Here is a 22,286-nt window from a genome sequence, read left to right as displayed (position 1 = left end):
GACGGCGAGAGCGGGCGCCAGCTGAGCGCAACGCTATTGCCGACCGGTCAGGTATTCGTGTGCGGAGGAACGAAAGTTTGGGAGTCGAGTTCGGAATGGCGGATCAACCTGAGCCCCGAGGATCATACGGTTACAGAAACGCGCGCGCTGACGCCGAACGGCTCGAACTGGGCGAGCGCGACGTTCGATGTCTGGGCGTCTATAGACGGTCAGGATCGGGATACCGACGATCCCCATCGCGACAAGGGCGGCATTGTGGACGACGCCGATCTTTCCATCGCGTTCAAATACTTCGGCTACGGCTGTCGGTAGCGGACCGCTCGGAAGGGTGGCGCCTCGTCAGCGCTTGGCATGAACGGGATTTTTTCGATGTGTAGCACAATTTTGAGCACGAATCTCCCTTCACAGGGATGATTCGGCTCGCGAGGACGCTCGCCCTCCCGTACATGAATGTCGTGGGTCAGACGCACGTGAAGGCCGCGCTCCAATCCAACGGCGGGCAACATCCAGAGGCGCTAAGCAGGTTTGCCCAAAAATCTTCGCTACACCGCGTTGGCGAGGATTTCTTGGCTCTGGGCGTCCAGCTCGGCGATGTCCAGGATCTCGAATCGGTTGCCGTCCACGTCGATCAGCATTAGGTGCCGTTCGCCCAACCATTGAGCGTTTTCTTGCAGGCTTTGGGTTACAAAGTCTTTAGGCCCACGGTCGGTTTCGACGTGCCAATAGGTTGCGCCGAACTCGGCTTTGGCCAATCCAACCGATTGGACGATGGCGGTCAGATATCGCCGCTCCAACTCTTGCTTGACCGCTTCCAGGCTTTCGGGCGGCAGTTGGCTCGGATCTTTGAGGGTCGTTATCTCATGGTCCTTGCCGTCCAGCAGCGCCAGATATTGCTCGGGATGCGAAAGGGGCGCGGCCCAGACGGGTTTGACCGTCGGATAGGATCGGTCGCCGATGGTCGCGCGCAAGCGGTCTCGCGGATGATAGAAAAGCCTTATTTCGCTTGGGTTCATAAGCCCACTCCTATGATCTCGTTGATGGCGCTTTGCGCCTGCACCAGGTTATAGAAGACGCCTTGCTTCTCCATCAGCTCCGCGTGGGTGCCGGTCTCGACGATCTCGCCTTGTTCCAGCACGATCAGGCGCGTGGCGTTGCGCAAGGTCGAGAGCCTGTGCGCGATGGCGAAGGTCGTGCGGCCTTGGATCAGGCGGCCGAGCGCTTCTTGGATCTGTCGTTCGGTTTCGACATCGACCGACGATGTGGCCTCGTCCAGAATCAGGATTTTGGGGTCGTGCAGGATGGCTCGGGCGATGCTGATGCGCTGACGCTCGCCGCCGCTCAATTTGGCGCCGCGCTCGCCGACCAGAGTGTCGTAACCGTCGGGCTTAGCAAGGATAAAGTCGTGCGCGTTGGCGGCGCGGGCGGCTTCGATCACCTCGTCTAACGTGGCTCCCTTTTTGCCATAGGCGATGTTCTCTCGGACGGAGCCGTTGAAGAGAAAGGGCTCCTGCAGCACCACGCCGATTTGGCGGCGAAAGTCTTGCAAGGCGTAATCGCGATAGTCGATGCCATCCACCAGAATCGAACCGGAATCGGGTTCGTAGAATCGGCAGATCAGGTTGATAGTGGTCGATTTTCCCGCGCCGGATTTACCGACCAGGCCGATCATCTCGCCTGGTTTGGCCACGAAGGAAGCGCCCTTGATGACGGGGTTCGATTTGTCGTAGCCGAATCGCACGTTGTCGAATCGCACTTCGCCAGAGATCTCCTTTCTGACGCCTTCTTCGGCGTATCGCTCGGTCTCGCCGTCGATGATCTCGAAGATTCGTTCGGCGCCCGCCATGGCGCGAGAAAACCAGTTGTTGACTTGTGCGAACCAGGTGAGCGGGCCGTAGATCAAGCCCAGAAAGGCGTTGACGCGCCAGAACTCGCCGAGAGTAAGAGCGCCTTCGTAAACCATGTATCCGCCTACCAGCCAGTTGATGACCGCCCCAAGGCCGGTAAAGAAGGTCATGGCGCCAAAGATCGTGTACCAGCTCTTGTCCGCGGTTACGCCGCTGTCCCGAAGCTCATAGTTGCGGGTCAGAAACTTGTCGTACTCGTGCTGTTCTCGCGCAAAGGCCTTGACGACCCGGATGCCGCTGAGCGACTCGTTCAGATGCATGTGGAAGCGCGCCCATTTTTGTCCGACCTTGTGAAAGCGCTGCGAGAGCGAACGCCAAAAGGCCGCGCCGATGATCGCCACGATAGGCGCCGGCGCCAGCACGCAGACGGCCAGCAAAGGGCTGGTCCAAACAAGAAAGACCATGATCCCGATCAGAAGCAGACCGTTGAGCAGGAAGTACGGCACGCCTTCGACCAAGAAGCCCCAAACTCGGTCCGTATCGTGCGTAACGCGGCTAGCGATGGCGCCGACCTGCTTTCGGTCGAAAAAGGCGATCTGGAGCTTCTCGATCGCTTGGTAGACCGCGCTTCTCAAGTCTGCGGCTATATGCCCGGCCAAATAGGAGATGGTGCGTCCGGTGGCCACTTGGACGGCAGCGCCAACCAACAGAGCGCTCGCCCATGCGCCAACCAGGACAAACAGCAAACTCGCGCCCTCTTTGGCTGTCAGCACGGTGTCGATCAGCTTGCCTTGGATCAGTGGCGGCAGAAGGTTTATGGCCGTGGTCCCCAGCGAGAGCAGCGCCAGCACGATCGCGGGCTTGTGGTAGGGCTTCATAAAGCGGGCGATGCGCATCATGGTCTTGCCGCGATTGACGCAGGCCGGGCAGACGCCGTCGCGCTCGGGCAATAGGCGATTGCACTTTTCGCACCTTAGGCGCTTTTGGCTCAAATTGATCGAAAGCTCTTGGCCGTTGGCCAACTGCTCGATGCCCCGCGCCGCCTCGGAGAATTGAGCGGCGAGGGTCATCGAGTAACTAATGATGGGGAGGATTGCTCCGTCTTTAGCGGAGACTTCCAACCGTCCGCCGCCCACCAGCGGTTCGTTGCGCGCGGATGCGATCTCGGCGATAGGAATGTTGCAGGCCAGAGCGCCGTTGGCCTCCCACACTTTGACCGACTCGGCATCGACCTCTAACCGTCTCGATCCATATCGACCGTCGTCCAGGAGGTCGGTCTCGAGCGAAATGAGCGCTCGAGAGTCGACTTCCGTCGTCGTCAGGTTCTTCATACGGTCTCCAGGGTTGTCGCCATGCTCGTTTCCTCGTCCCGTTCGCGATCATATCGATGATAGGCGCTCTGTATCTGTCGTATATGGTACGCGACATTGGCCGAAGTGCATCCGAGCCGCTCGCCCGCTTCGCGCCAGGTATCGCCCTCCAACAGCCTTTGGACGATCGCCTGTTGCCGCGCGGTCAGTCCTTGGATGAACTGAGTGCAGTGCGCCGAGCTGACGGCTTCGGTTTCGGCACAGCCATAGGTCGAATCCTCGGCGCCGTCCAACGCGTCGTGCCGGCGCCTTCGGTTGTACTTAATGTAGTCGAGCATGCGCCATTTGGCGCGCTTTAGCAGATATTGTCTGGGGTCGCCGATCGATGTATCGACGGTCTGCAAACTTTCCCAGACGACGAGCCAGGCTTCTTGTCGCAGGTCGCAGGCGTCTTCTCCGCACCGCAGCGCGTAGTGTCTGGCCATGCGCTCGATGCGCTCGCGCAAGCTTTCGTACAGCTCGCGCCTGGCTTTTCGGTCTCCGATTCGTGCTTGTTCTATCAATCCTTCCATAATGCATTCCTTTTGGGGTCATAACGGCAACAATGATGTCGGGGGCTTTGGCTTCCCGGCACGCCCATTGGGATGCTGCTTTATGGGGGATTAAACCGAACTCAGCGGAACTCGTGCTGGGAGGCGAGCGGCGTAGGGCTGCCCGAGTCTAGAAACCATCGCTTTGTCATGATCATCGGCTCGACCTCCTTGATAGATTAAGGACGCCAGTCTACCTGTCGCCGGGGGCGTTTGTCAAGCCCTTTGGCGACAATTTTCGACCTGTCCGACGCCCTTATAGATTGTGGAGGGTTGGGCGCTAAAGGGGCTGGCCGGAAAAGTCTAAGTTGATCTATCCCGCCGCGCCCGCCGTTGGGTGCGGAGGGTCTGCCTCCGGCTCCCCGCGAGCCAAACGGGAATCTGTGCACCTGTATAGAAAGCCTAAGTACCGCCGCCGTCCCGGCGGCCCGAACATCCGCCGGCGAGGACGCTGGCGGTACATTGAGAGACCGGTCGACCAGCCTGCAGCCTGGCGTCCTCAGAGAGGGACGAGGGCGCAAGGCAGGAATCTCGACACAATGCGGACAAAAGGATACAAGGGTTTAACGGCCTTTTGCGAGAATGTAGCACAATTTTGAGTACGAATCAACCCGGGAGGGCGAGCGTCCCCGCGAGCCGAATCAGTGGGAGCATAGAAAACGTCTGCCGCCTCCGTAGGACGCCGGGACGAGCGCAGCGTCTGCAACACGCCTCTCCTGTATCGTGTGGAGACTCAGCGTTCGACCCACCGATAACGATCGATCCCTTGTATCCCTTATAGGTCGAGGGACTCCGGGCTGGCGTTAGAGCGCTATCGATCCCTTGAGGCTGGGCCATGCGTCCGCGACCTCGCTGTGGAGATCGCGCCGGGCCCTAAGCCGTTCTTGATGTCCCCGGCCTCCCCGCTCACTGCCGCGCGGGCAATCGGCGCCCAAACCAATAGATCATCCAGCCGCCCGTCGCAAACATGATGAGGCTGTAAATGGCGGGCGCGATAGACATCTCCGGCTGTTTCAAAAGGGTCGTCGCGATAAAGATCGCCATCGTGCCGTTCTGGATTCCAACCTCGATAGAGATCGTGGCCGACTGACGCCTGTCCAGAGCGACAGCCCTCGCTGCGCCATATCCCAGCAGCATTGTCAACACGTTCAGCGTCCCCGTCGCCAAGCCTGCCTGACGGAAGAATTCCGGCAGCTGCTCCCGCACCTGCAACACCGCGCCCGCCACGACGATGACGATGAACAGCATAGATAACACCCGTAAAGGCCGCTCGGCGGCGCTGGCTAGAGACGGAAAACGCCCCCGCACCGCCATCCCGATCAACACGGGCACAACCGTCAGCCCAAAGATTTGCACGATCGTCCGCACCAAAGGCAATTGCACGACCTGCCCCTCGTCCATCACCGACTGAAGAAAGAAATTGATCAAGATGGGAGCCGTGACAAAGGCGATCATGCTGTTCACCGCGGTGAGCGTAACGGACAGCGCCACATCCCCGCGAGCCAGATACGAGACCAGGTTGGACGTGGGGCCGCCCGGACACGCCGCCAAAATGAGAACCCCCATCGCCAGCGCGGGCGACAGCGGCCAAGCGAGCGTCAACAGATAGGCGCAGAGCGGCAACAGCGCCATCTGGCAGACCAATCCGACCGCCGCCGCCTTGGGATTCAGAAAGACGCGCGCAAAGTCCGCCCCCTGCAGCGACAAGCCCATGCCGAACATGATAAAAGCGAGCGCAAGCGGCAGCAACACCTGAGTGAACACATTGGCTTCCATGGCCTATGTCTTTCTCCATAAGGCCTGCTTGCCCTGTGCGGCGCCGCGCAGGCTGGGGTTCGTTATGGGGCGTAATTGGTTGTCTGCGACGGACACCCCCCTCAGGTACACTCTAGCCACACCCAAACGACCTTAGGAGGCATCGAACAATGAGGCCGGTAGAAGCCCAAAATTACATAAGAGGCCAGTGGCGAGAAGCCGCTAACGGCCAGCGATTCGACAGCATCAACCCCGCCGATATGAGAGAAATCGTCGGCACAGCGCCCCGATCCTCGGCAGAAGACGTCAACGCCGCCTGCGAGGCCGCCGCAGAAGCCTTCGACGCCTGGCGAAGAACCTCCCGCGTCAAACGCGGCGAATACATCGATACCTTTGCCCAACTGATCAAGCGCGATCTGGAAGCCCTCTCCGAACTCTGCACCAAAGAGTGCGGCAAGCATATCAACGAAGGACGGGCCGACGTGGTCGAGGCGCTGCACATGGCGCAATACGTCGCCGGCCTCGCCCGATTGCCCTACGGCAATCTCATCTCCAGCGAGATCGCCGACAAAGACGCCTACGTCCTGCGCAAACCCAAAGGCGTCGTCGCCGCCATCACGCCGTGGAACTTCCCGGTCGCCATCCCCCTTTGGCTGCTGCTCCCCTCGCTGTTAGAGGGCAACACCGTCATCCTCAAGCCGTCCGAAGATACGCCCATCTGCGCCCATCGCCTGATGGAGCTGTTCGTCGAGGCCAAATTCCCGCCCGGAGTGGTCAACATCGTGCACGGAACGGGCGAGGAAGCCGGCGACCCGCTGGTCAAGAACGCCCATGTCAACGTCGTGCTCTTCACCGGCTCCTACGCGGTCGGGCACTACATCGAAAAGACCTGCGCCGAACTTCGCAAGTTCTGCGCGGTCGAGATGGGCGGCAAAAACGCCGTTATCGTGCTCGAAGACGCCAACATGGACATCGCAGTACCGGCGGGCGTGCTCTCTGCGTTCAAAACCAGCGGCCAGCGATGCGTCTCCTCAAATCGGCTGATCGTGCACGAAAGCCGCGTGCCCGAGTTCACCGAGCGATTTGTCGGCGCGACCAAGCGCCTGCGCGTGGGCGACGGCTTCGATCCCGACGTCTTTATGGGTCCGCTGATCAACGAGGACGGCGTCAACAAGTTCATGCACCACAACCAAAAGGCGCAAGAAGAGGGCGCCGAGGTGCTGGTGGGCGGCGGACGGCTGACCGAAGGCGAACTGCGCCACGGCAACTTCGTCTCGCCGTTCGTCTATCGCCTGCGCCACTCGCACAGCAGCTTTGCCTTGCGAGAGGAGGCCTTCAGCCCCCATACGGCGATCATCCCCGTGGGCAGCCTGCAAGAGGCGGTCGATGTCTACAACGACACCAAATACGGCCTCTCGTGCGCGGTGATTACCGAAAGCTACCGCAACTGGCGATACGTGCGCGACAACTGCGACTTTGGCGTGGGCTATGTCAACCTGCCCAGCATCGGCGCCGAGGTGCATCTGCCCTTTGGCGGCGTCAAAGCCAGCGGCAACGGCCACCCCAGCGCCGCCGGTCTGTTCGACGCCGTCTCGCACAAGGTCGGCTTCACCGTCAACCACGCCAACGAGATTCTGCTTGCCCAAGGCCTCAGCGCCAAGGTCGAGTAAGGTGCTTGGCCCGGCGCCCTTGCGTGCGCCGGGCCCCCGCATCTTGGCGTTCGTGCTCCGGGTCTCCGCCCGGGAGGGCGAGCGTCCTCGCGAGCCATAGCGGCTTGCGAACGGGATTTTTTCAAAATGTAGCACAATTTTGAGTACGAATTCTCCAAGTACCGCTGGCCTCCTCGCCGGCCCTCGACGCTTCAACGGCCAAGAGAAGACAAACCCGCCGCGCCTGCGGGCGTAGCAAAACGGCATCGCCCGCGCGCACAAAGTCGCCCCCCGGGTATGATTGAAACGCCCATGCCCAAGGTTCGCCTGCTCGACGATTCCACCATCAACCGCATCGCCGCCGGAGAGGTGATCGACCGTCCCGCCAGCGTCATCAAGGAACTGATCGAAAACGCCCTCGACGCCGGTGCCGCCCGCATCGAGATCGAAATCGATGGCCGCAGCGTGTTGCGCGTCAAAGACGACGGCTGCGGCATGACCCCGGAAGACGCCCACACCGCCCTTCAGCGCCATGCCACCTCCAAAATCCAGACCGCAGACGACCTGCAGACCATCCGCACAATGGGATTCAGGGGCGAGGCGCTCCCCAGCATCGCCTCCGTCAGCCGCTTGACGCTCACCACCCGCAGCGCCGAATCGGAAGCGGGCATCAAAATCGTCGTAGAGGGCGGCCGCATCGAGTTGTCCGAACCCGTCGGCGCACCGGTCGGTACCGTCGTCGAGGCGCTCGATCTCTTTTTCAACGTGCCCGCCAGATTAAAGTTTCTCAAAAGTCCGGCGACCGAGACCGCCAGAATTGTGGAAACCGTAGCCAAATACGCCATCGGCCGGCCCGATGTCTCCTTTCGCCTTCTGAACGGCGGGCAGGAGATTCTCTTTACCCCTGGTCAGAGCGATCTGATCACCGTGGTCGCCGCTGTTTGGGGCATCGAGACCGCCAAGAGCCTGGTGGAGCTGGACGAGACGCGGAACGGCATCCGCGTTACTGGCCTCGTTTCGCCGCCCCATGCTACGCGAGCCACGCGCCAGAACCAACTGTTCTACGTTAACGGCCGCCCCGCGCGCAACCGCGCCATGCTGGCCGCGCTGGACGAAAGCTACCGAGCCATCACACCGGAGCGCCGATACCCCTCGGTCGTTCTGATGCTGGAGGCCGATCCCAGCAGAGTCGATGCCAACGTCCATCCAGCCAAGAGCGAGGTCAAATTCGACAAGGAATCGGACGTTTTCGATGCCATCTATCATGCAGTTCGGAACGGTTTGCTCAACCACGGCATGATCCCAGAAGCCGTCGTGCATCGCCCGCGCAGTTTCGCCTTCGCCCACCAAGGCGCCAGCATCGGCAAGGAAGAACTGGACGCGCTGTTCGGTCGCCCGGCAGGCATACAGCCGGGAAGCCCCCTGCCGCCCGATCCCAGCGATCCCTTTGCCGACCCCCAATTGGCGCCCGCCCACCTGCCTTTTGGCGATCTGCTGGACGAACTGCGCATCTTGGGGCAGGTGCAAGAGACGTTCATCGTCGCCTCCACGGCGTCCGGCATCGTGATCATCGACCAGCACGTCGCCCACGAACGGGTTTTGTACGAACTCTTCTCCGGCTATCAGGGCAGCGCGCCCGTGCCCCGGCAGTATCTGTTAGCGCCGCAATCGTTGCAACTGGACCGCCGAGCCGCCGTGATGATGGAAGAAACCCTGCCCGAACTCGCTCGCCTGGGATTCGAGCTCGAGCCCTTTGGCGATGGCGCCTATCTCGTCCGTAGCGTGCCGACCGCGCTGGCCAACAAGGACTACCTGAAATCGCTGAAGGAGATTGTCGAAGAACTGACCGAAATGAGCGGCGGCAAGAAGATCGCGGTGGCCCAAGACCAAGTTTGGATCATGAGCGCCTGCAAGATGGCCGTCAAAGCAGGCGACCCGCTCAACCTGCCGGAAATGACCAAACTGATCCAAGACCTGGCAAAGACCGAAAACCCCTACCTGTGCCCGCACGGCCGCCCCATCACGCTCAAAATTGGGTGGGACGAGTTAGAGCGCCGGTTTAAGCGGTAGAATCGTGCCCTAACGGAACCCGACGGGGGTTGGAACGTTCCTATCTAATGGGTAAGCAAGAATTGAACGCCTTGCCGGACGGAGAGCTGATCCGTCGCGCCCAGCGAGGCGAACGGGAAGCGTTCGAGGCCGTTTACGAACGGTACCATTCTCGCTTATACCGGTTGCTTTATGGAATGTTGGGCAATCCGGCCGATGCGGCAGATTTGACGCAGGAGGCCTTTGTCCGAGCGTACGACAAGCTGGACCAGTTGCAGTCCGACGGCCATATGTATGGTTGGCTCAGAAGGACCGCAGTCAATTTAGGGATCGATATGATCCGCCGAAGGCAGACGGTGAGGTTCGAATCGCTCGACCAGCCGTTTGAAAATGAGGAAGGCGGATCGATGGCCATGGAAGCAGAGGACCCGTCGGCAAGTCCTCTCGAAGAGTTGGAATCGAAGACTCTTCAGGCCGCCGTGCTAGAAGCAATGGCGACCCTGACGCCCGACCATCGGGCCGTGGTCGCGATGCACTATCTGGAAGACATGAGCGTGGACGATGTGGCAAAATTGTTGGAAGTACCGCCCGGCACCGTCAAATCGCGATTGTCCAGAGCGAGAGACGCCATGCGCCGATATTTGAGCGACTACGTGGAAGGATAAGTTAGAGATGAGCAGCCGAAATGACTACCGCAGCGCAAACGCGGCATATTGTAATGGGTGAACGAACGAAATGAGCAGATGGAATTGTGAAGAGACGGTCGGACGCATATCGGACTTTTTGGACAGCGATCTGACCGCAGAAGAACTCGGGTCCTTCAACGAGCATATGGATGCCTGTCCGCCTTGCAAGGCCGAGCTTTCCGCCTATCAAAAGATGGGCGACCTGTGCCGCGACTTTGCGCCGCTGACCCCGACCGCCGACATCTGGTCCGCTATCGACTCGCGCCTTCCCCGGCAAAAGGCTCGGACGCTCTGGCCCAAGGTCAAGGCGCCTCGATTCGCATGGCTGGGCGGAGGAGCGCTGGCCGCAGGGTTTGCGGCCGCTTTCGCTTGGTTCTATCTGGCAGGACCGGGAGCCGCACCGAACTCCTCGACTAACATCGCTGTGGAAGCCGGCCTGAACAAGGGCAACTTCGAACAACGACACCTCTACCTGACAGGCGGCAACAGCGGGTCGTCCGAGTTCTATCAGCTTGCGGGGTATTGAGCGCGGAAAGATGAAATCAGCCTTGCTCAGCGTCGGCCTGGCCTGCGTCGCAACGGCGGCGATGGCGGGCGGACAGCCCTTTGTCGAACAGAGCGCCCTCCAGCAGTATAAGGATGCAATCCTGGCCGACAAAAAGGCCACTTACGAAACGACCGTCGTCATCGAAAGCCAATTCGGCCAGCGCGGCCACGCTTATAAGATGAAGGTGCACAAGCCGCATCCCGACTACGCCCGCATGGATTATTTGGACGGACCGCGCAACGGCCAGACCAGCCATGTCTACAAGCACGTCGTCATCCGGTCCGACCCGCGCAAGAAGGAGCTTGTTTTTGAACTTCGCCCCGACCCCCAAGAACGAGCGCGACGAGAAAACCTGCAGAAGAGCCTGTTCCAAAAACAGGTAGCCGTCGAACAAATCCGCCACGACGCTTGGGAAGGAACAAAGACAGTCGTCGTCGAGGCTCGCGTCGGCTCCTCTCCCGCAAAAAGATACTGGATCAACCCGGAAAACCAAGCCGTCTTAAGAATTCAAACGCTCTCTTACGACGGCAAACTGCTGCGCGACGAGCAAAGGCAGTCTTGGCGAGCCTTGGCGCCCATCGCCGAGCCGCCCGCACCGCCCAAAGTTCAGTCCGGGTGGAAACTTGTTCGCAAGCCAGCGCCCGCATCGCTCACAAGCGCCGAACAGGCTCGACTAAACGCTTACGAAGCGCCCTCAACGTACCGCCTGCTCTACTCCAGCAAGGACGACTGCATGTGCGGCGGAGACCACAAATCAATATCGGGCGTCTACACCAACGGGCTGAACAACTACACGCTATTTATCGTTCATGACGACTGCCGCCGCACCAAGGAGCGCGCCAAGGACGGCTGCATGGCGGATAAGACGCCCAGCGGCATCGTGGCAACCTATCGATCGGGCGACCGGATGGCCGTGGTAGTCGGCGAACTTACGCCGGAACAGGTCAAGGAAATCTTCCAACTGCGCTCCGTTAGCGACGTTCAGTTCGAATCCCCCCGTCGGCGATAGCCCCTCTCACTCGCACCCTAATCCAAAATTGAGCACGATCAGGTAGAGGTCGGCTTCGTCCACGCGGCCGTTGCCGTCGCAGTCGGCTTCGTCCGTCTCCTGGCCAAAGTACTTCAGCGCCATCGCCAGGTCCGCGTCGTCCGTGCACCCGTCTCCGTTCACATCCCCGTCGTACCGCGTCGCCACGACCCGAAAGCGCATGATCTCGCTCCAGGTGTTCGGATGCCTTGGCGAGAAGGATATAAACAGGTTCGCGCCGTCGGATTCGATCCTCCCGACCGGCAAAAACTCATAGGGACTGACCGCGGTTACGGCGCCCTGCTTGAGGTCCGCGTTCAGGCGCGTAAGAAAAAGGTGCCATGTCGTTGTGTGATCGTTGTTCGTGTGAATCCCGTTGGCGGCGATCAAGATGTCGCCGTGATGGCCCCAGTACGGTTGCGCTATATGGAAACCACGGTCATAGTAAGCCGAGTAAGGCAGATCGATCAGGACCTCCCGCAAGAAGGTCGATCCGTCCGAATCGAGCACGGTCAGGCGGTATCGTCGGTCGAATCCGTGCCAAAATATGTAGATCTCGCCGTTTGGCCCGGCCAGATACTGCACGCCTCCGTCCGGATGGTTGGGGATGGCGATACGGTTGCGCAACTGGCCGTTGGAGTCCAGTAGATCGGCATACCGGGCGCTGCCGGACTGCACCGGCGTCGAAAAACCGTGCAACGAATCAGATAAGTTCTTGAACACCGATCCGGTAGCAAAAATATTGGAGCCGCTCCAGCCGACCGCATTCTCCCAAAGGAAGTCGCCTTCGGTTGTAAACCCCGTCCGTATAGCTTCAAATTGTCCAGATGGGAGCCTGGCCTCGCCGCTGGCCACTATGCGGCCATAGTCCGTTATCCCGCCAAAATAGATACCCTCGATCCAGAGGCTCAACCGAGGACAGTTGCGCCGCAGCAAATTGCCTTCCAAGTCATAAATGGCTACGCAGGATGTTAGGTCTCCGCGATGCTGATTCATGCCCCTCCAAGGCCCAAATACCAGCACCACCCTCTTGTCTTCGAGTTCATGCGCGCCTCCTGTGAACGACCCCGGAATCTGATCCCGAAACCAGGCGAGTTGGCCATTGGAACGAAAGAGCGCAATGCGAGTCGCGTCTATTGGGATCACTCTGCCGTCGTGGATTGCCCCCATCCAGAAGCCAGGTAGGACGATGGAGCCGTCTGACAGCAAAGTCGGCTTGTTCGGACTGTTGTCGTAAAGGGCGTTTACTACGTCTGGGCGGGGCGCGTTGGAACGCCATACTTCTCGTCCGAGAGCGTCGTACTTGATCAGGCCGAACCCAGCGTTGATCGGCGCGGAGGCAAAGAGGCTGGCGCCGGGTCCGACCGTGATGTACTTAACGGCCACATGAGCGCCTGTCTGAACTCGATAGACCTGTTCGAACGAGCTTTGTGCAAAGGACGCTGTCGACAGAGCGAACAGCCCAGATAGGACGATCATTCGTTTCATCATCAGTCTCCTTGGCGGCCCAGGTTGCGAAGCAGAATCTCCATGTCCGCTTCGTTCGCCTGGCCGTCCTTGTTCAGATCGCCCGAGAGCCGTTGCCCGGCGCGCCGGTCGGATCGCTGTCCGGTCTGAGCGGTCATAGCGGCGACGTCGTCCGCGTCCACCCGATTGTCCCCGTTCACATCGCCCGACAGCAACGATGCCCGAACGATGCCGCCGCGGGCAACCTCGGCCGCAAACCGCTTGCCCAAATAGCCCTCTTGAGGCCTAACGTAGAAGTCGTACATTCCCGGCGCAAGTCCGGCATGAAGCCGAGAACGGACGAAACCGCCCGGCTCCAAACCGTCCACCGAGAGCCGATAGACGCCGCAGAGCCGTCCGTCGTCGCAGCCTCGAATCTCGACCCTTATGGGCGCCATGTAGATCTCGCGCGCTATAGGCAGATCGATCAGCTCTTCGTTGGTCTCCTCCCCTTCGCCCTCCGAGCCTTCCAGATAGAATTCCATTTCGGACTGCGCTTCGCACGGCTCTTCCAACAGGGGGTCCGGAATCAATTGAACCCACTTAGCGATCGAAGGGACGCCTTGGCTATCGACCAGGAAAACCATATACCATCCGGGCGGCGCGATCTGCGGGTCCCAAGGCATGGTGATCTCGACCTTGTCTTCCTCGTCGTCGTCTTCAAAATAGCATCGCACCAACCGCTGATCGAAGTTGACCGAATGGGTCGCCGTGCTGGGACGCAAGAGGTGCACCGACCGAAGCGCGCGGCCCGAAGGAACAAAACGGCCGACCTCGATCGCTTGGCCGTAGTAGGCGGTCTCGTTGTTCGGCATCGCCGTGTCCGTAATCTTCGGTCGGTCCGTCGCATCGTTTATCCGCACCGCCTGATTGCCGTCCTGCTTGTACAGGTACGGAGGAACATAGATAGTCGGATAGAGATTCCGCACCGACCGGTGGGGATAGCCAGGGATCCCTTGGTCATACAGCCCGTCCATGTCGGTGCCCGTTGCCAAAACGGTTCCATCGGGCAAAGGAATCATGGCCGAATGGTACATGCGTGCGCCGTCCGGCGTTCCCTTGCCGACATTGGGATTCTCGTTTTGATAAGCCGCATCGATGTCACTGTCCGGCAGATCGTCCAGCGCTGCCCAGGGCACCGTCGTCCAATCGCTGTCGCTCGCGCCCGGGTTTAACCAGTCGGCATAGAGACGAACGGGCAGAGGCTGCCCCCCGTCCCAGCAGTCGCCTTCGTTCGGCTTGAGCGTGCCGCCGGCGACGAAGACGGCGCCGTTCGGCAACAACACCGCGCTCGCGTGCTTGCCGCCTGTGCGCTCGTAGCTCGCCATCATCTGGCGCGAGATGGCGACTTGGTGCTCCTGGCTCGAGGCGCTATGGCTATAGGTGAACAGAGAAGCAAAGTCGCCGCCGGTCCACGGGTCGCGTTCGTTTTCGTCGTGATCCGTGCCCCCGACGCGCATAACCTGGCTCAGAACCTGCAACGAGGCCGAAGAAGGGTTGAGCGTCCCCGGACCGATCCGCGGCATGAGCACGGACGCGCCGCCAAATCGATTGGGCTCTGCAGTATGATCTTTCGCCTTCCACAGCCAGTCGTTCGGGTCGCAGTCGTCGGTGTTTAGCAGAAACGACGGACGAAACGGTCCGGCGTAAACCGTTTTGCTCGCTATCGCCGTATCTTTCATATACGACGCCAGATGCAGTCGAGGATATTCGTCGCCAAGGACTCTTCGGTGGTCGTCGAACAACTGGAACGCCTCGCTGTTCTGCCCGGTGCAGGAAGCCGTGTTGAACGGCTTGGTGAGCTCGATCTGATTGCTGACCGGGTTGTAGAGCTGATAGGTCGTCGTGTACCGCTTGGTCGTCGGATCGCTCTGCTCGTTGCACTGGGTCGATCCGCTCGTCTTGTCGATGCCGCCAACTATGAGAACCTTGCCATTCTGCAGCAAGAGCGGCGTTGAATACCAGCGCTTTTCGTTCATTTCTGGCATCGTGGGGTAGTAAGGCGGCAGTTGCGGATCGTAGGGCGTGCCTTCCCATCCGCCCTGGGCGCTGGTTTCTTGATCGGCCTTGTGCCGCCAATCCTCCAAACAGAACGCGAACAGGGATCGCAAGCCGTGAGCCGGTTGAGAGCCGGAGCCCGGCTCGATGTAGGTGCCGCCTACGACCATCAGACGGCCATCGCCGAGCAGGACATGGCCGGAGCAAAAGAGGTTCGACGAGGATATGTACAAGCTGGATTCCTGCGACTCGTTTGTAACGGCGTCTCGCGTATAGCCCGCAAAGCCAAAGGCGTTTCGCGTTTGACCGCTGCCCTGCCACGGATGCCGCCAAAGCAAGAAGCTATTGAACGACACGCGGTTCAAGGGCGGACTGCCCGAGGCAATTTGATATCCGCGTCCCATCAAGAATACCGTGCCGCGCTCCTCGAACTGGCTCTCGTCCGTCAACTTCATGCGCAATGGCAACAATGCGGCGTGAACCCCAAAGGTATCCCTGATCTCAGGATACGCGCTGCTGTTGTTGTGAAAGCAAGCGTAGTCCTTGGGGTTCTTGAAGACATCGTGGGTCATCGGTTCCACGAGGCCCAACGGATGCTCCCGCCATCGCACCGGTCGGGCGCTCTGGTACGGACTGTCCGGTACTTCGATAAACTTCCACTTGCCTTCGGTCAGTTCGGTCGGCTGGGCGGGGGCGGACGGCGGCTGGGCGACAAATGCGAAGATCAAAGCGAGGGTCGAGAGCATCTTGATAGAGGTCGATGCAAATCCGGCCTTTTTGTTTAAGGCGCTACCCGGTCGATCCCCGGCGCTCAGCCCAAAGCCGGGGGGGTGGATATACTGCGAACAGCGATCATTCAGAAACGCTTTGTTCAACATCTGCATCCTCCTGTCCAACGATTCTGTCGCCTCTGAACTGGAACCTTCCGCCTCGCCGTCAAAGTCCCGCCGGCCCCCCGCCGGCCCCCCGGAACCTTCCGCCTCGCCGTCAAAGTACCGCCGGCGTCCCGCCGGCCCCCCGGAACCTTCCGCCTCGCCGTCAAAGTACCGCCGGCGTCCCGCCGGCCCCTGGAACCTTCCGCCTCGCCGTCAAAGTACCGCCGGCGTCCCGCCGGCCCCCCCGGAACCTTCCGCCCGGCCCAACCCGCCGCACGCCCCAACTCTCGCTACGATAACACGGCCAACCTATTATACGCCGTTTCGCCCCAAGCAGAACCCTCCACACCTGCGGGTGTGGAGATACCGTCTTGAAAAGTCAACTGGGCTAGCCTCGGCTCGCCCAGTCTGGTTCGAACGGTTGTTGAGGGATCCCGATAGAACGAAAGGCGTCCCTCCCCTATATCCCCTCCCCAAACGCTCCGCGTTTGGGGAGGGGACTGAAGACGGACGAGGTCCAGAGATCGCGAGCCGAGGTCCTAGACCCTCCGCACCGAACGGCGGGTGTGGAGGGTTAGGAAAATTCGCACTCAAAGTTGTGCTACATTTCGAAAAAATCCCGTTCGGCAATCGAGCCGGCCAAAGTCCCAGGACAAAAAGAACTCCCTAAGGGCTTCTAATCTGGGAACTCGGGCGGAGCTTTGGCGGCCTCCTGCAACATCTCGGCGACCGCCTCCACATTGATACAGCCGGATGCGGAGGCTTAGGAAACGTCGGCCAGGCAAAAGCCGGGCGTTCCGGACGATCGGACTCCCACACGCGCAACGAACGAACGGGAATCTGCGAAAATGTAGCACAAAATCGAGCACGAATCACTCCCGGAGCGCTTCGGCTCGCCGGCGCATTCCAAGGACGGAGCAGTCCCGACGTTCTTGCTACATAAAGCGCTTGAAGAGTTTGAGGATGCCTTGGTTCCAGGCCGTGCGATGGGTTATTCCCGACGCACCTTGTAACTCTGACTTGTGCTCCAAGAACCACTGGTACGACCGGATCAGCGCCTCGGCGTTGCTGTATCGAGCCGACCAGCCCAACCGCTCCTTGATTTTCTCGACCGACACGAACGAATCGCGGTCGGCGGTCGCATAGATCCACTTGTAGAGCGGCGAAAGCTTCAGTATCTCTGCCATTCGCAGGATCGCCTTGACCGGACCGGCCGGGAAGCCCGCGGGACGAGCGCCGGACTGTGCAAAGTCGCACAGCGCCTGCAGGTCTTCTCGCACCGTGCCAAACCGCTCGGCGCCTACGTTGAAGGTATCGTTCGCCGCTTCCAATTCGGCAGTCGTCGCCAGCCAGATGGCCTCGACCAGGTCGGCCACGTCCAAAAGTTGATAGCGGTTGTCTCCTTTGCCGATCATGGGTATGCGTTTGCCGTCGTTCGCCCAATCGTACAGCACCTGAAAGATGCCCAATCGCGCCGGACCGATGAAGGTTTTGGGTCGAATGATGGGCACGCAGCGGCCCTGCTCTCTAAACTCCAAGCAAACGCGCTCGGCCAGAATCTTGCTCTCGCCATAGGGGCCAACGCCTTGCAAGGGGTCGTCCTCGTAGATCGGGTGCTTTTCGGGCACGCCATAGACTGCGGTCGAGCCGATGAAGACGACCCGCGGGACGGCGTGTTTAACGGCCGCTTCCAATACTCGCCGCGTGCCGTCCACATTGGTGGTGAAAATATCCTCTTTCTTCCACAAGGGCAGCGCGGCCGCGCCGTGGACGATGGCGTCGTATCGGCCATGGGCAACAACTTTGCCCATGGCTTCGGAGTCGCGCACGTCCACTTTGTGCAGCACAATGCCTTCGGGGTACTCGCTCGGGTCGATCTCTGCAATGTCTAACAGTTCGACCTCGGCGCCCCGTTGGTGAAAGCCGTTGGCCGCGTGCAGCCCCAAGAATCCCGCCCCGCCCGTAATCAATGCTCGCATGCCAAACGCATTGTACCTGCGCTCAGCGATTGGGCCTGTTTGGCGAGTTCTTGCGCGGCATGGCGCGAACTAAGCGGACTGAGCCCACAAAGTGAATCAGGGGCCGGCGATCCAAAGATCGCCGGCCCCTGATTCGGGAGGAGTTTCCGTTTGATGTACCGTTTTCGCTTGTTATCCTCTTAATGCTCGCCGTGCCGAAAATGTAGCAAAGCGGCGAAGGAATTAGTCTCTCTATGTTGAATAATCAACTCAGGAGCAAGGGAGATTAGGGATGAGCCACTTTGACGAGTTCGCAGCGCCGCCCACTTTTGTTACACATGTCTCTGCCAGCGTAGACGCCGATACCATGACGGTAACGCTCACCATTCATCTAAATCGGCCTCTCGGCCTGGGCGAGACGGTGCCCATAAAGCTGGAGTACGCCGTTGAAGCCGTAGCCGCGTATGTGGCGCCCGAGACCTATCTGATCGATGCTCCTAGCGCAATTACGGCGGATTACGCCGGGGTTACCAACATAACGTTCGCCTTTCAGCCGCCCAGCAATAGCCTGAAGTTCGGCGTCAAGGCGACCGCCCAAGCGTTTCCTTACAAGACCGCTATAGGGAACTTCTGGCTCGATCAGGCGCGCGTCGATCGTAGCAATATATCCAGCCATGTGGGTATTGTGTCGGTGCAAGCCGTTCCCTTGGAAGGCCCAAGTTCTATGACTTCGCACTACTATAGCGGCAAGCCGTTCAGTGTCAACATAACGCTCGAATCGCCTGACCACGACCCGCAGACGATCAGTCTCTTTGCAATTGGAAAGCTAGTTGCCCTGGAACAGCCCAAGACCGTTGACATCTTTACCGCCGGCAGAGACACAGGATTGATCGTGCGACCGATGACCGTCATATTGCCACCGAGCGGATTCGGCGCCTACCGGGTTGTGTTGAGGGCCTGGACTTACAAGACGACACCCTGCGGGGACGTATTGAGCGAAGTGTCCAGCGACATCTTGGTTCACTACTAGATCGCTGGTCGCAAGGGCAAACGGATGCGAAAGGTTGTGCCGCTCCCTTCTTCGCTTTCGCCTTCCCATCGTCCGCCGTGGGCCAAAATCGCCTTGCGGATGATTCGAGTGCCCAATCCGCTGCCGTTGGCCTTGGAACTGACCGCGCGACCCTCTAAGATCTCTTGAAGTTTATGGTCGGGCATTCCTTTGCCCGTGTCCCTTACTTCCAACATCACACAGTCGCCCTCTAGGAAGGCGCCCGGCGGGCATTGGCGAACGGTTACGAACACTGTGCCTGCTGGCGAGGCGGCCTCGATCGCGTTGTGGATCAAGTTCTCTAACAGGCTGTTGATGTAAACGCGGTCCATCATCGCTTCGTCCGTCGGTTCGATGTCGGGCACGATCTTCACGCCTCGCATCCGTGCGTCGGCTGACTTTCGCGCGACCGCCTGTTCCGCCATATCGGAGAAGTTGGTCGGCTGGAGGTTGATTTCCGATACGGTGCCTCGCACGGCGTCTGCGATCAGCTTAGTGTAGTGGTGCACATCGGTGGCCGCGCCCCGTATGGCGGCTAACGCTTCCAGAATATTGGGATACGCTTCGGGCGCTTTCTCTCGGACCTCATCGATCTCGGGCCCGATCGTGTCCAGCCATCCGACGATGGCAAAGACCTTGTTCTTGAGGTCGTGCGACAGGCTTCCCAAAGTCTGTCCCAGGTGCGCCAGTTCTGCGTCTCTAGCCAGCTCCGCGTTTCTGAGCGCCATGGCGGCAACATCGGCGATGACCTCTAAGAGCGCCTTGTCCTCTTCCGTAAACGTGCCGTGCCGCTTGTTGACCACCTGCATCACGCCCAAGGGCGGCTCTCCGTGCGAGCGCAACGGAACCGTGATCAGATCGCGCGTGGTCCGGCCGATCGAAGCGCCGACCTTGCGGTTGACCTCGGTGTCCGACTCGGCGTTCGGCGTCAGTTCGGCCTCGCCCGTACGAAGAACCTTGCCCGCCTTGCCCATGTCAGCGTCGATCCGCTTGCCGATCAGCTCGTTTGCGCGCTCGCCCACAACGTACCGAAAGACCAGTGAATTGGAGGCCGGGTCGTGCAGAAAGATGGTGCCGCCCTCAGCGTCCGCGCTTCTCATGGCAATTTCCAGAATGCGGCGCAGGCGCTCCTCAAACCCAAGGGCGGTGAAGAGCTCTTCTGTAACCGAGCGGATTACGGAAATGCGGTCGATGCTCAAGGTATCCATGCGCTGTGCCCAACTTTACAGCCCGATTCTACCTGCTTAAACCTGAGCCGAGCCGGGACGATAGTCCCTTCTTACGGATCGGGCACGGGGCAGGCTGCGCCTAAGACTTTCTCCTCGTACTGCTGGTGGTACTCCTCGGCCATCCAAAAGCGCGATGCGGGCACAATCAAACTGTCTATGCGCCGGCCCTGCTTGCGCAATCCGTCCCGCACTTCCGTCGCGATCTCGGCCTGCTGCGGGTCGAAGGCGAACACGGCGCTTCGATATTGGTAGGCCGGATGCTGAGGACCCGCGGCATCGTGCAAGGACCAGAGCTTCTTGAGCAGTGCGGCATAACTTGTCTTGGCCGGGTTGTATTCGATTAGCACGGCTTCGGCATGGCCGGTGTACCCCCCGCAAACCTGTCGATACGTGGGGTTCGCCGTTTTGCCGCCCGTATAGCCGACGGCCGTTGCCACAACGCCCGGGGTTCGGCGGAACTCCGCCTCGATGCCCCAGAATCACCCAGCGGCGAAGAGCGCCAACCGATGTCCGCGCTTGGCCGCCGATTCTACGATTTCGGTCGTCGTCCGTACATTGCCCGGGTCGACACCGACCGTGTTAGCCTTGTGCTGACGCTGCGGCTGCCACGAAAACCCGACGATCAACGCGATTCCGATGACTGCGAATGCTTGCGCTTTCATTGTCTTAAGTATAACGCAGATCGCCCCGTTCCAGTTCCTCTTGGTTGACATTTTCGGCTGCCGACGCCAGATAAACGGAGGTGACGAATGTCCTTGAAAGTAATAGAAAACGGTCGAACGGTCGATGTGAGCACGGCCAACCCCCTGCCGGTGCGGCAACAGGTCTCGACCGCGCTCGCCTTTGACGATGTGGACGTGGTGATAACGAACGGCACGGCCACCGGCGCTACGGGCGACTTGACGCCGATAAGCCCCTATTCGAACGAGATTCTGCTGATTGTGGCCAACGCGACCGGCCAGGACGCCACGATCGCCCTGGAAGTCAAAGAGTCGGGGCTTTACGGCTCCACATACTACGCTGTGATCGCCCAATTCGTGGTTCCGAACGCGCAGAATCGTGCGGTGCGCATCGCCGGTTGGCTGATCGGCAGCACGCTGCGCATTCAGGTCAGCGTGCCGACAGCCGTCGGCTCGGACAAGCACATCTACGTTCGGGCGAGGAAAGCGACCTAAAATGGCAATTCCGAACCGATTTCAGCACGATACAAGCCTTATAGAGCCTATGCGCGGTAACGATTGGTCTCCCGCGCTCTTCTTTGACGGCGCGGACGACTACATCCTGGCCCCGAATGCCACGGATCTCAACTTTACGACCAATTTGACGGTCGAGATCGCCTTCGCGGCCATATCGACGCCAACGGACGGCTACTTTATCACGCACGGCGGATGGAATCGGCGATGGGCGGTGGGCATAACATTCAACGATCTGATTCGATTTAGCCTGAAAAACGGGTCGGGCACGGTCGTCCATCTCTATGGCCCGGCGCTGACGATGCGGCGCTGGTATCGCGTCGCCGCAGTGTACGACGGTTCGAACATGATGATCTATCTGAACGGCGAGCCAGTGGCGAGCGCGGCGCAGACGGGCTCGATCGGCACGACGACCTATGACGTTGCGTTCGGACGGGAACGGCCAGACACGGCAGAGTACCTTCACGGCCTGCTCCAGGAGGCGCGGATATGGAACGTCGCCTTGCCGGCACAGACGATCAAAGGGCTGATGCGTCAGCGACTCATGGGCACGGAGCCGGGGCTGGTTCGGTATTGGCGATGCAACGAGGGGAACGGAGGCTCGATCGCGAACCTGACCGGATCGGGCGGCGCAGGGACTCTCTTTGGCCCGCTGTGGCGCTGGCGCGACGGGTGGCTGTAAGGGAGGGCGAGCGTCCCGCGAGCCGGGAGGGCGAGCGTCCCCGCGAGCCGAAGCCAACAAGGAGGGCGAGCGTCCCCGCGAGCCGGGAGGACGAGCGTCCCCGCGAGCCGGGAGGGCGAGCGTCCTCGCGAGCCGGGAGGGCGAGCGTCCCCGCGAGCCAAAGCCAACAACCGGGAGGGCGAGCGTCCCCGCGAGCCGAAGCCAACAAGGAGGGCGAGCGTCCCCGCGAGCCGGGAGGACGAGCGCCCAATCTGTCTCAATGGCGAACATCGGTCTATCTCGGGCGATTGTGCCCCTCCCCTGTATCCCCTCCCCAAACTCTGGCGAGTTTAGGGAGGGG

General features: G+C 60.3%; 18 protein-coding genes. 9 read left to right on the top strand and 9 right to left on the bottom strand.

From position 1 onward, the window contains the following. Positions 1-312 (top strand): hypothetical protein (locus HUU60_12275; protein NUL83479.1); only part of this gene is annotated, 312 nt, incomplete at its 5' end. Between the two features lie 230 nt (positions 313-542). Here HUU60_12275 and HUU60_12270 read toward each other — a convergent pair. From HUU60_12270 to HUU60_12255, 4 genes are all read right to left on the bottom strand, one after another. Next, positions 543-1,013: a DUF1854 domain-containing protein gene (locus HUU60_12270; protein NUL83478.1), complete on the bottom strand. Its 471-nt coding sequence runs from the start codon at positions 1,011-1,013 to the stop codon at positions 543-545. Then, on the bottom strand, positions 1,010-3,175 hold the full coding sequence (locus tag HUU60_12265; GenBank protein NUL83477.1) for an ABC transporter ATP-binding protein: 2,166 nt from the start codon (positions 3,173-3,175) through the stop codon (positions 1,010-1,012). The genes HUU60_12270 and HUU60_12265 overlap by 4 nt, the downstream gene beginning before the upstream one ends. Then, on the bottom strand, positions 3,172-3,726 hold the full coding sequence (locus tag HUU60_12260; protein ID NUL83476.1) for a sigma-70 family RNA polymerase sigma factor: 555 nt from the start codon (positions 3,724-3,726) through the stop codon (positions 3,172-3,174). The genes HUU60_12265 and HUU60_12260 overlap by 4 nt, the downstream gene beginning before the upstream one ends. A 924-nt stretch (positions 3,727-4,650) precedes the next feature. Continuing rightward, complete coding sequence (locus tag HUU60_12255; protein ID NUL83475.1) at positions 4,651-5,520, bottom strand: bile acid:sodium symporter family protein; 870 nt, start codon at positions 5,518-5,520, stop codon at positions 4,651-4,653. Between the two features lie 149 nt (positions 5,521-5,669). On the opposite strand from HUU60_12255, the gene HUU60_12250 reads away from it, so the two are divergent. The 5 genes from HUU60_12250 to HUU60_12230 all read left to right on the top strand — a co-directional run bounded on the left by HUU60_12250 (position 5,670) and on the right by HUU60_12230 (position 11,439). Then, positions 5,670-7,169, top strand: a complete 1,500-nt coding sequence (locus HUU60_12250; GenBank protein NUL83474.1) for an aldehyde dehydrogenase family protein — start codon at positions 5,670-5,672, stop codon at positions 7,167-7,169. Between the two features lie 291 nt (positions 7,170-7,460). Then, the gene (gene mutL / locus HUU60_12245) at positions 7,461-9,218 is read left to right on the top strand and encodes a DNA mismatch repair endonuclease MutL (protein NUL83473.1); all 1,758 of its coding nucleotides are present in this window, start codon (positions 7,461-7,463) and stop codon (positions 9,216-9,218) included. 47 nt (positions 9,219-9,265) lie between these two features. Further along, complete coding sequence (locus HUU60_12240; GenBank protein ID NUL83472.1) at positions 9,266-9,862, top strand: sigma-70 family RNA polymerase sigma factor; 597 nt, start codon at positions 9,266-9,268, stop codon at positions 9,860-9,862. Between the two features lie 70 nt (positions 9,863-9,932). Beyond that, on the top strand, positions 9,933-10,409 hold the full coding sequence (locus HUU60_12235; GenBank protein ID NUL83471.1) for a zf-HC2 domain-containing protein: 477 nt from the start codon (positions 9,933-9,935) through the stop codon (positions 10,407-10,409). A 10-nt stretch (positions 10,410-10,419) separates the two neighbouring features. Next, positions 10,420-11,439: a hypothetical protein gene (locus HUU60_12230; GenBank protein NUL83470.1), complete on the top strand. Its 1,020-nt coding sequence runs from the start codon at positions 10,420-10,422 to the stop codon at positions 11,437-11,439. Positions 11,440-11,445: 6 nt separating this feature from the next. On the opposite strand, the gene HUU60_12225 is transcribed toward HUU60_12230, so the two are convergent. The 3 genes from HUU60_12225 to HUU60_12215 all read right to left on the bottom strand — a co-directional run bounded on the left by HUU60_12225 (position 11,446) and on the right by HUU60_12215 (position 17,815). Further along, positions 11,446-12,945 (bottom strand): hypothetical protein, encoded by a 1,500-nt coding sequence (locus HUU60_12225; GenBank protein ID NUL83469.1) that lies wholly within the window; start codon positions 12,943-12,945, stop codon positions 11,446-11,448. Positions 12,946-12,947: 2 nt separating this feature from the next. Next, positions 12,948-15,839 carry a DUF1929 domain-containing protein gene (locus tag HUU60_12220; GenBank protein ID NUL83468.1) on the bottom strand — a complete coding sequence of 964 codons (2,892 nt, stop codon included), beginning with the start codon at positions 15,837-15,839 and terminating at the stop codon, positions 12,948-12,950. A gap of 932 nt (positions 15,840-16,771) precedes the next feature. Next, entirely contained in the window at positions 16,772-17,815 is a 1,044-nt protein-coding gene (locus tag HUU60_12215; protein ID NUL83467.1) for an NAD(P)-dependent oxidoreductase, read from the bottom strand. Between the two features lie 271 nt (positions 17,816-18,086). Between HUU60_12215 and HUU60_12210 the strand changes: the two genes are divergently transcribed. Continuing rightward, a complete protein-coding gene (locus HUU60_12210; GenBank protein ID NUL83466.1) occupies positions 18,087-18,824 on the top strand; it encodes a hypothetical protein in 738 nt (245 codons plus the stop codon). Here the strand turns inward: HUU60_12210 and HUU60_12205 are convergent. Together HUU60_12205 and msrA are read right to left on the bottom strand one after the other, a co-directional pair. Further along, positions 18,821-20,050 (bottom strand): GAF domain-containing sensor histidine kinase, encoded by a 1,230-nt coding sequence (locus HUU60_12205; GenBank protein ID NUL83465.1) that lies wholly within the window; start codon positions 20,048-20,050, stop codon positions 18,821-18,823. The two genes, HUU60_12210 and HUU60_12205, sit on opposite strands and share 4 nt — an antisense overlap. A 71-nt stretch (positions 20,051-20,121) precedes the next feature. Continuing rightward, positions 20,122-20,733 (bottom strand): peptide-methionine (S)-S-oxide reductase MsrA, encoded by a 612-nt coding sequence (gene msrA / locus HUU60_12200; protein ID NUL83464.1) that lies wholly within the window; start codon positions 20,731-20,733, stop codon positions 20,122-20,124. Positions 20,734-20,820: 87 nt separating this feature from the next. Here msrA and HUU60_12195 point away from each other — a divergent pair, with 87 nt between their 5' ends. Both HUU60_12195 and HUU60_12190 read left to right on the top strand, forming a co-directional pair. Further along, positions 20,821-21,246 carry a hypothetical protein gene (locus tag HUU60_12195; protein NUL83463.1) on the top strand — a complete coding sequence of 142 codons (426 nt, stop codon included), beginning with the start codon at positions 20,821-20,823 and terminating at the stop codon, positions 21,244-21,246. A gap of 1 nt (position 21,247) precedes the next feature. Next, positions 21,248-21,946 (top strand): LamG domain-containing protein, encoded by a 699-nt coding sequence (locus tag HUU60_12190; protein NUL83462.1) that lies wholly within the window; start codon positions 21,248-21,250, stop codon positions 21,944-21,946. The last annotated feature ends 340 nt before the right edge of the window (positions 21,947-22,286 follow it).

This window comes from Armatimonadota bacterium (assembly GCA_013359125.1).
GTDB lineage: Bacteria > Armatimonadota > Fimbriimonadia > Fimbriimonadales > GBS-DC > JABWCR01.
Note: the sequence above shows the minus strand (reverse complement) of the source record. Positions and strands in the feature narration are given on the sequence as shown.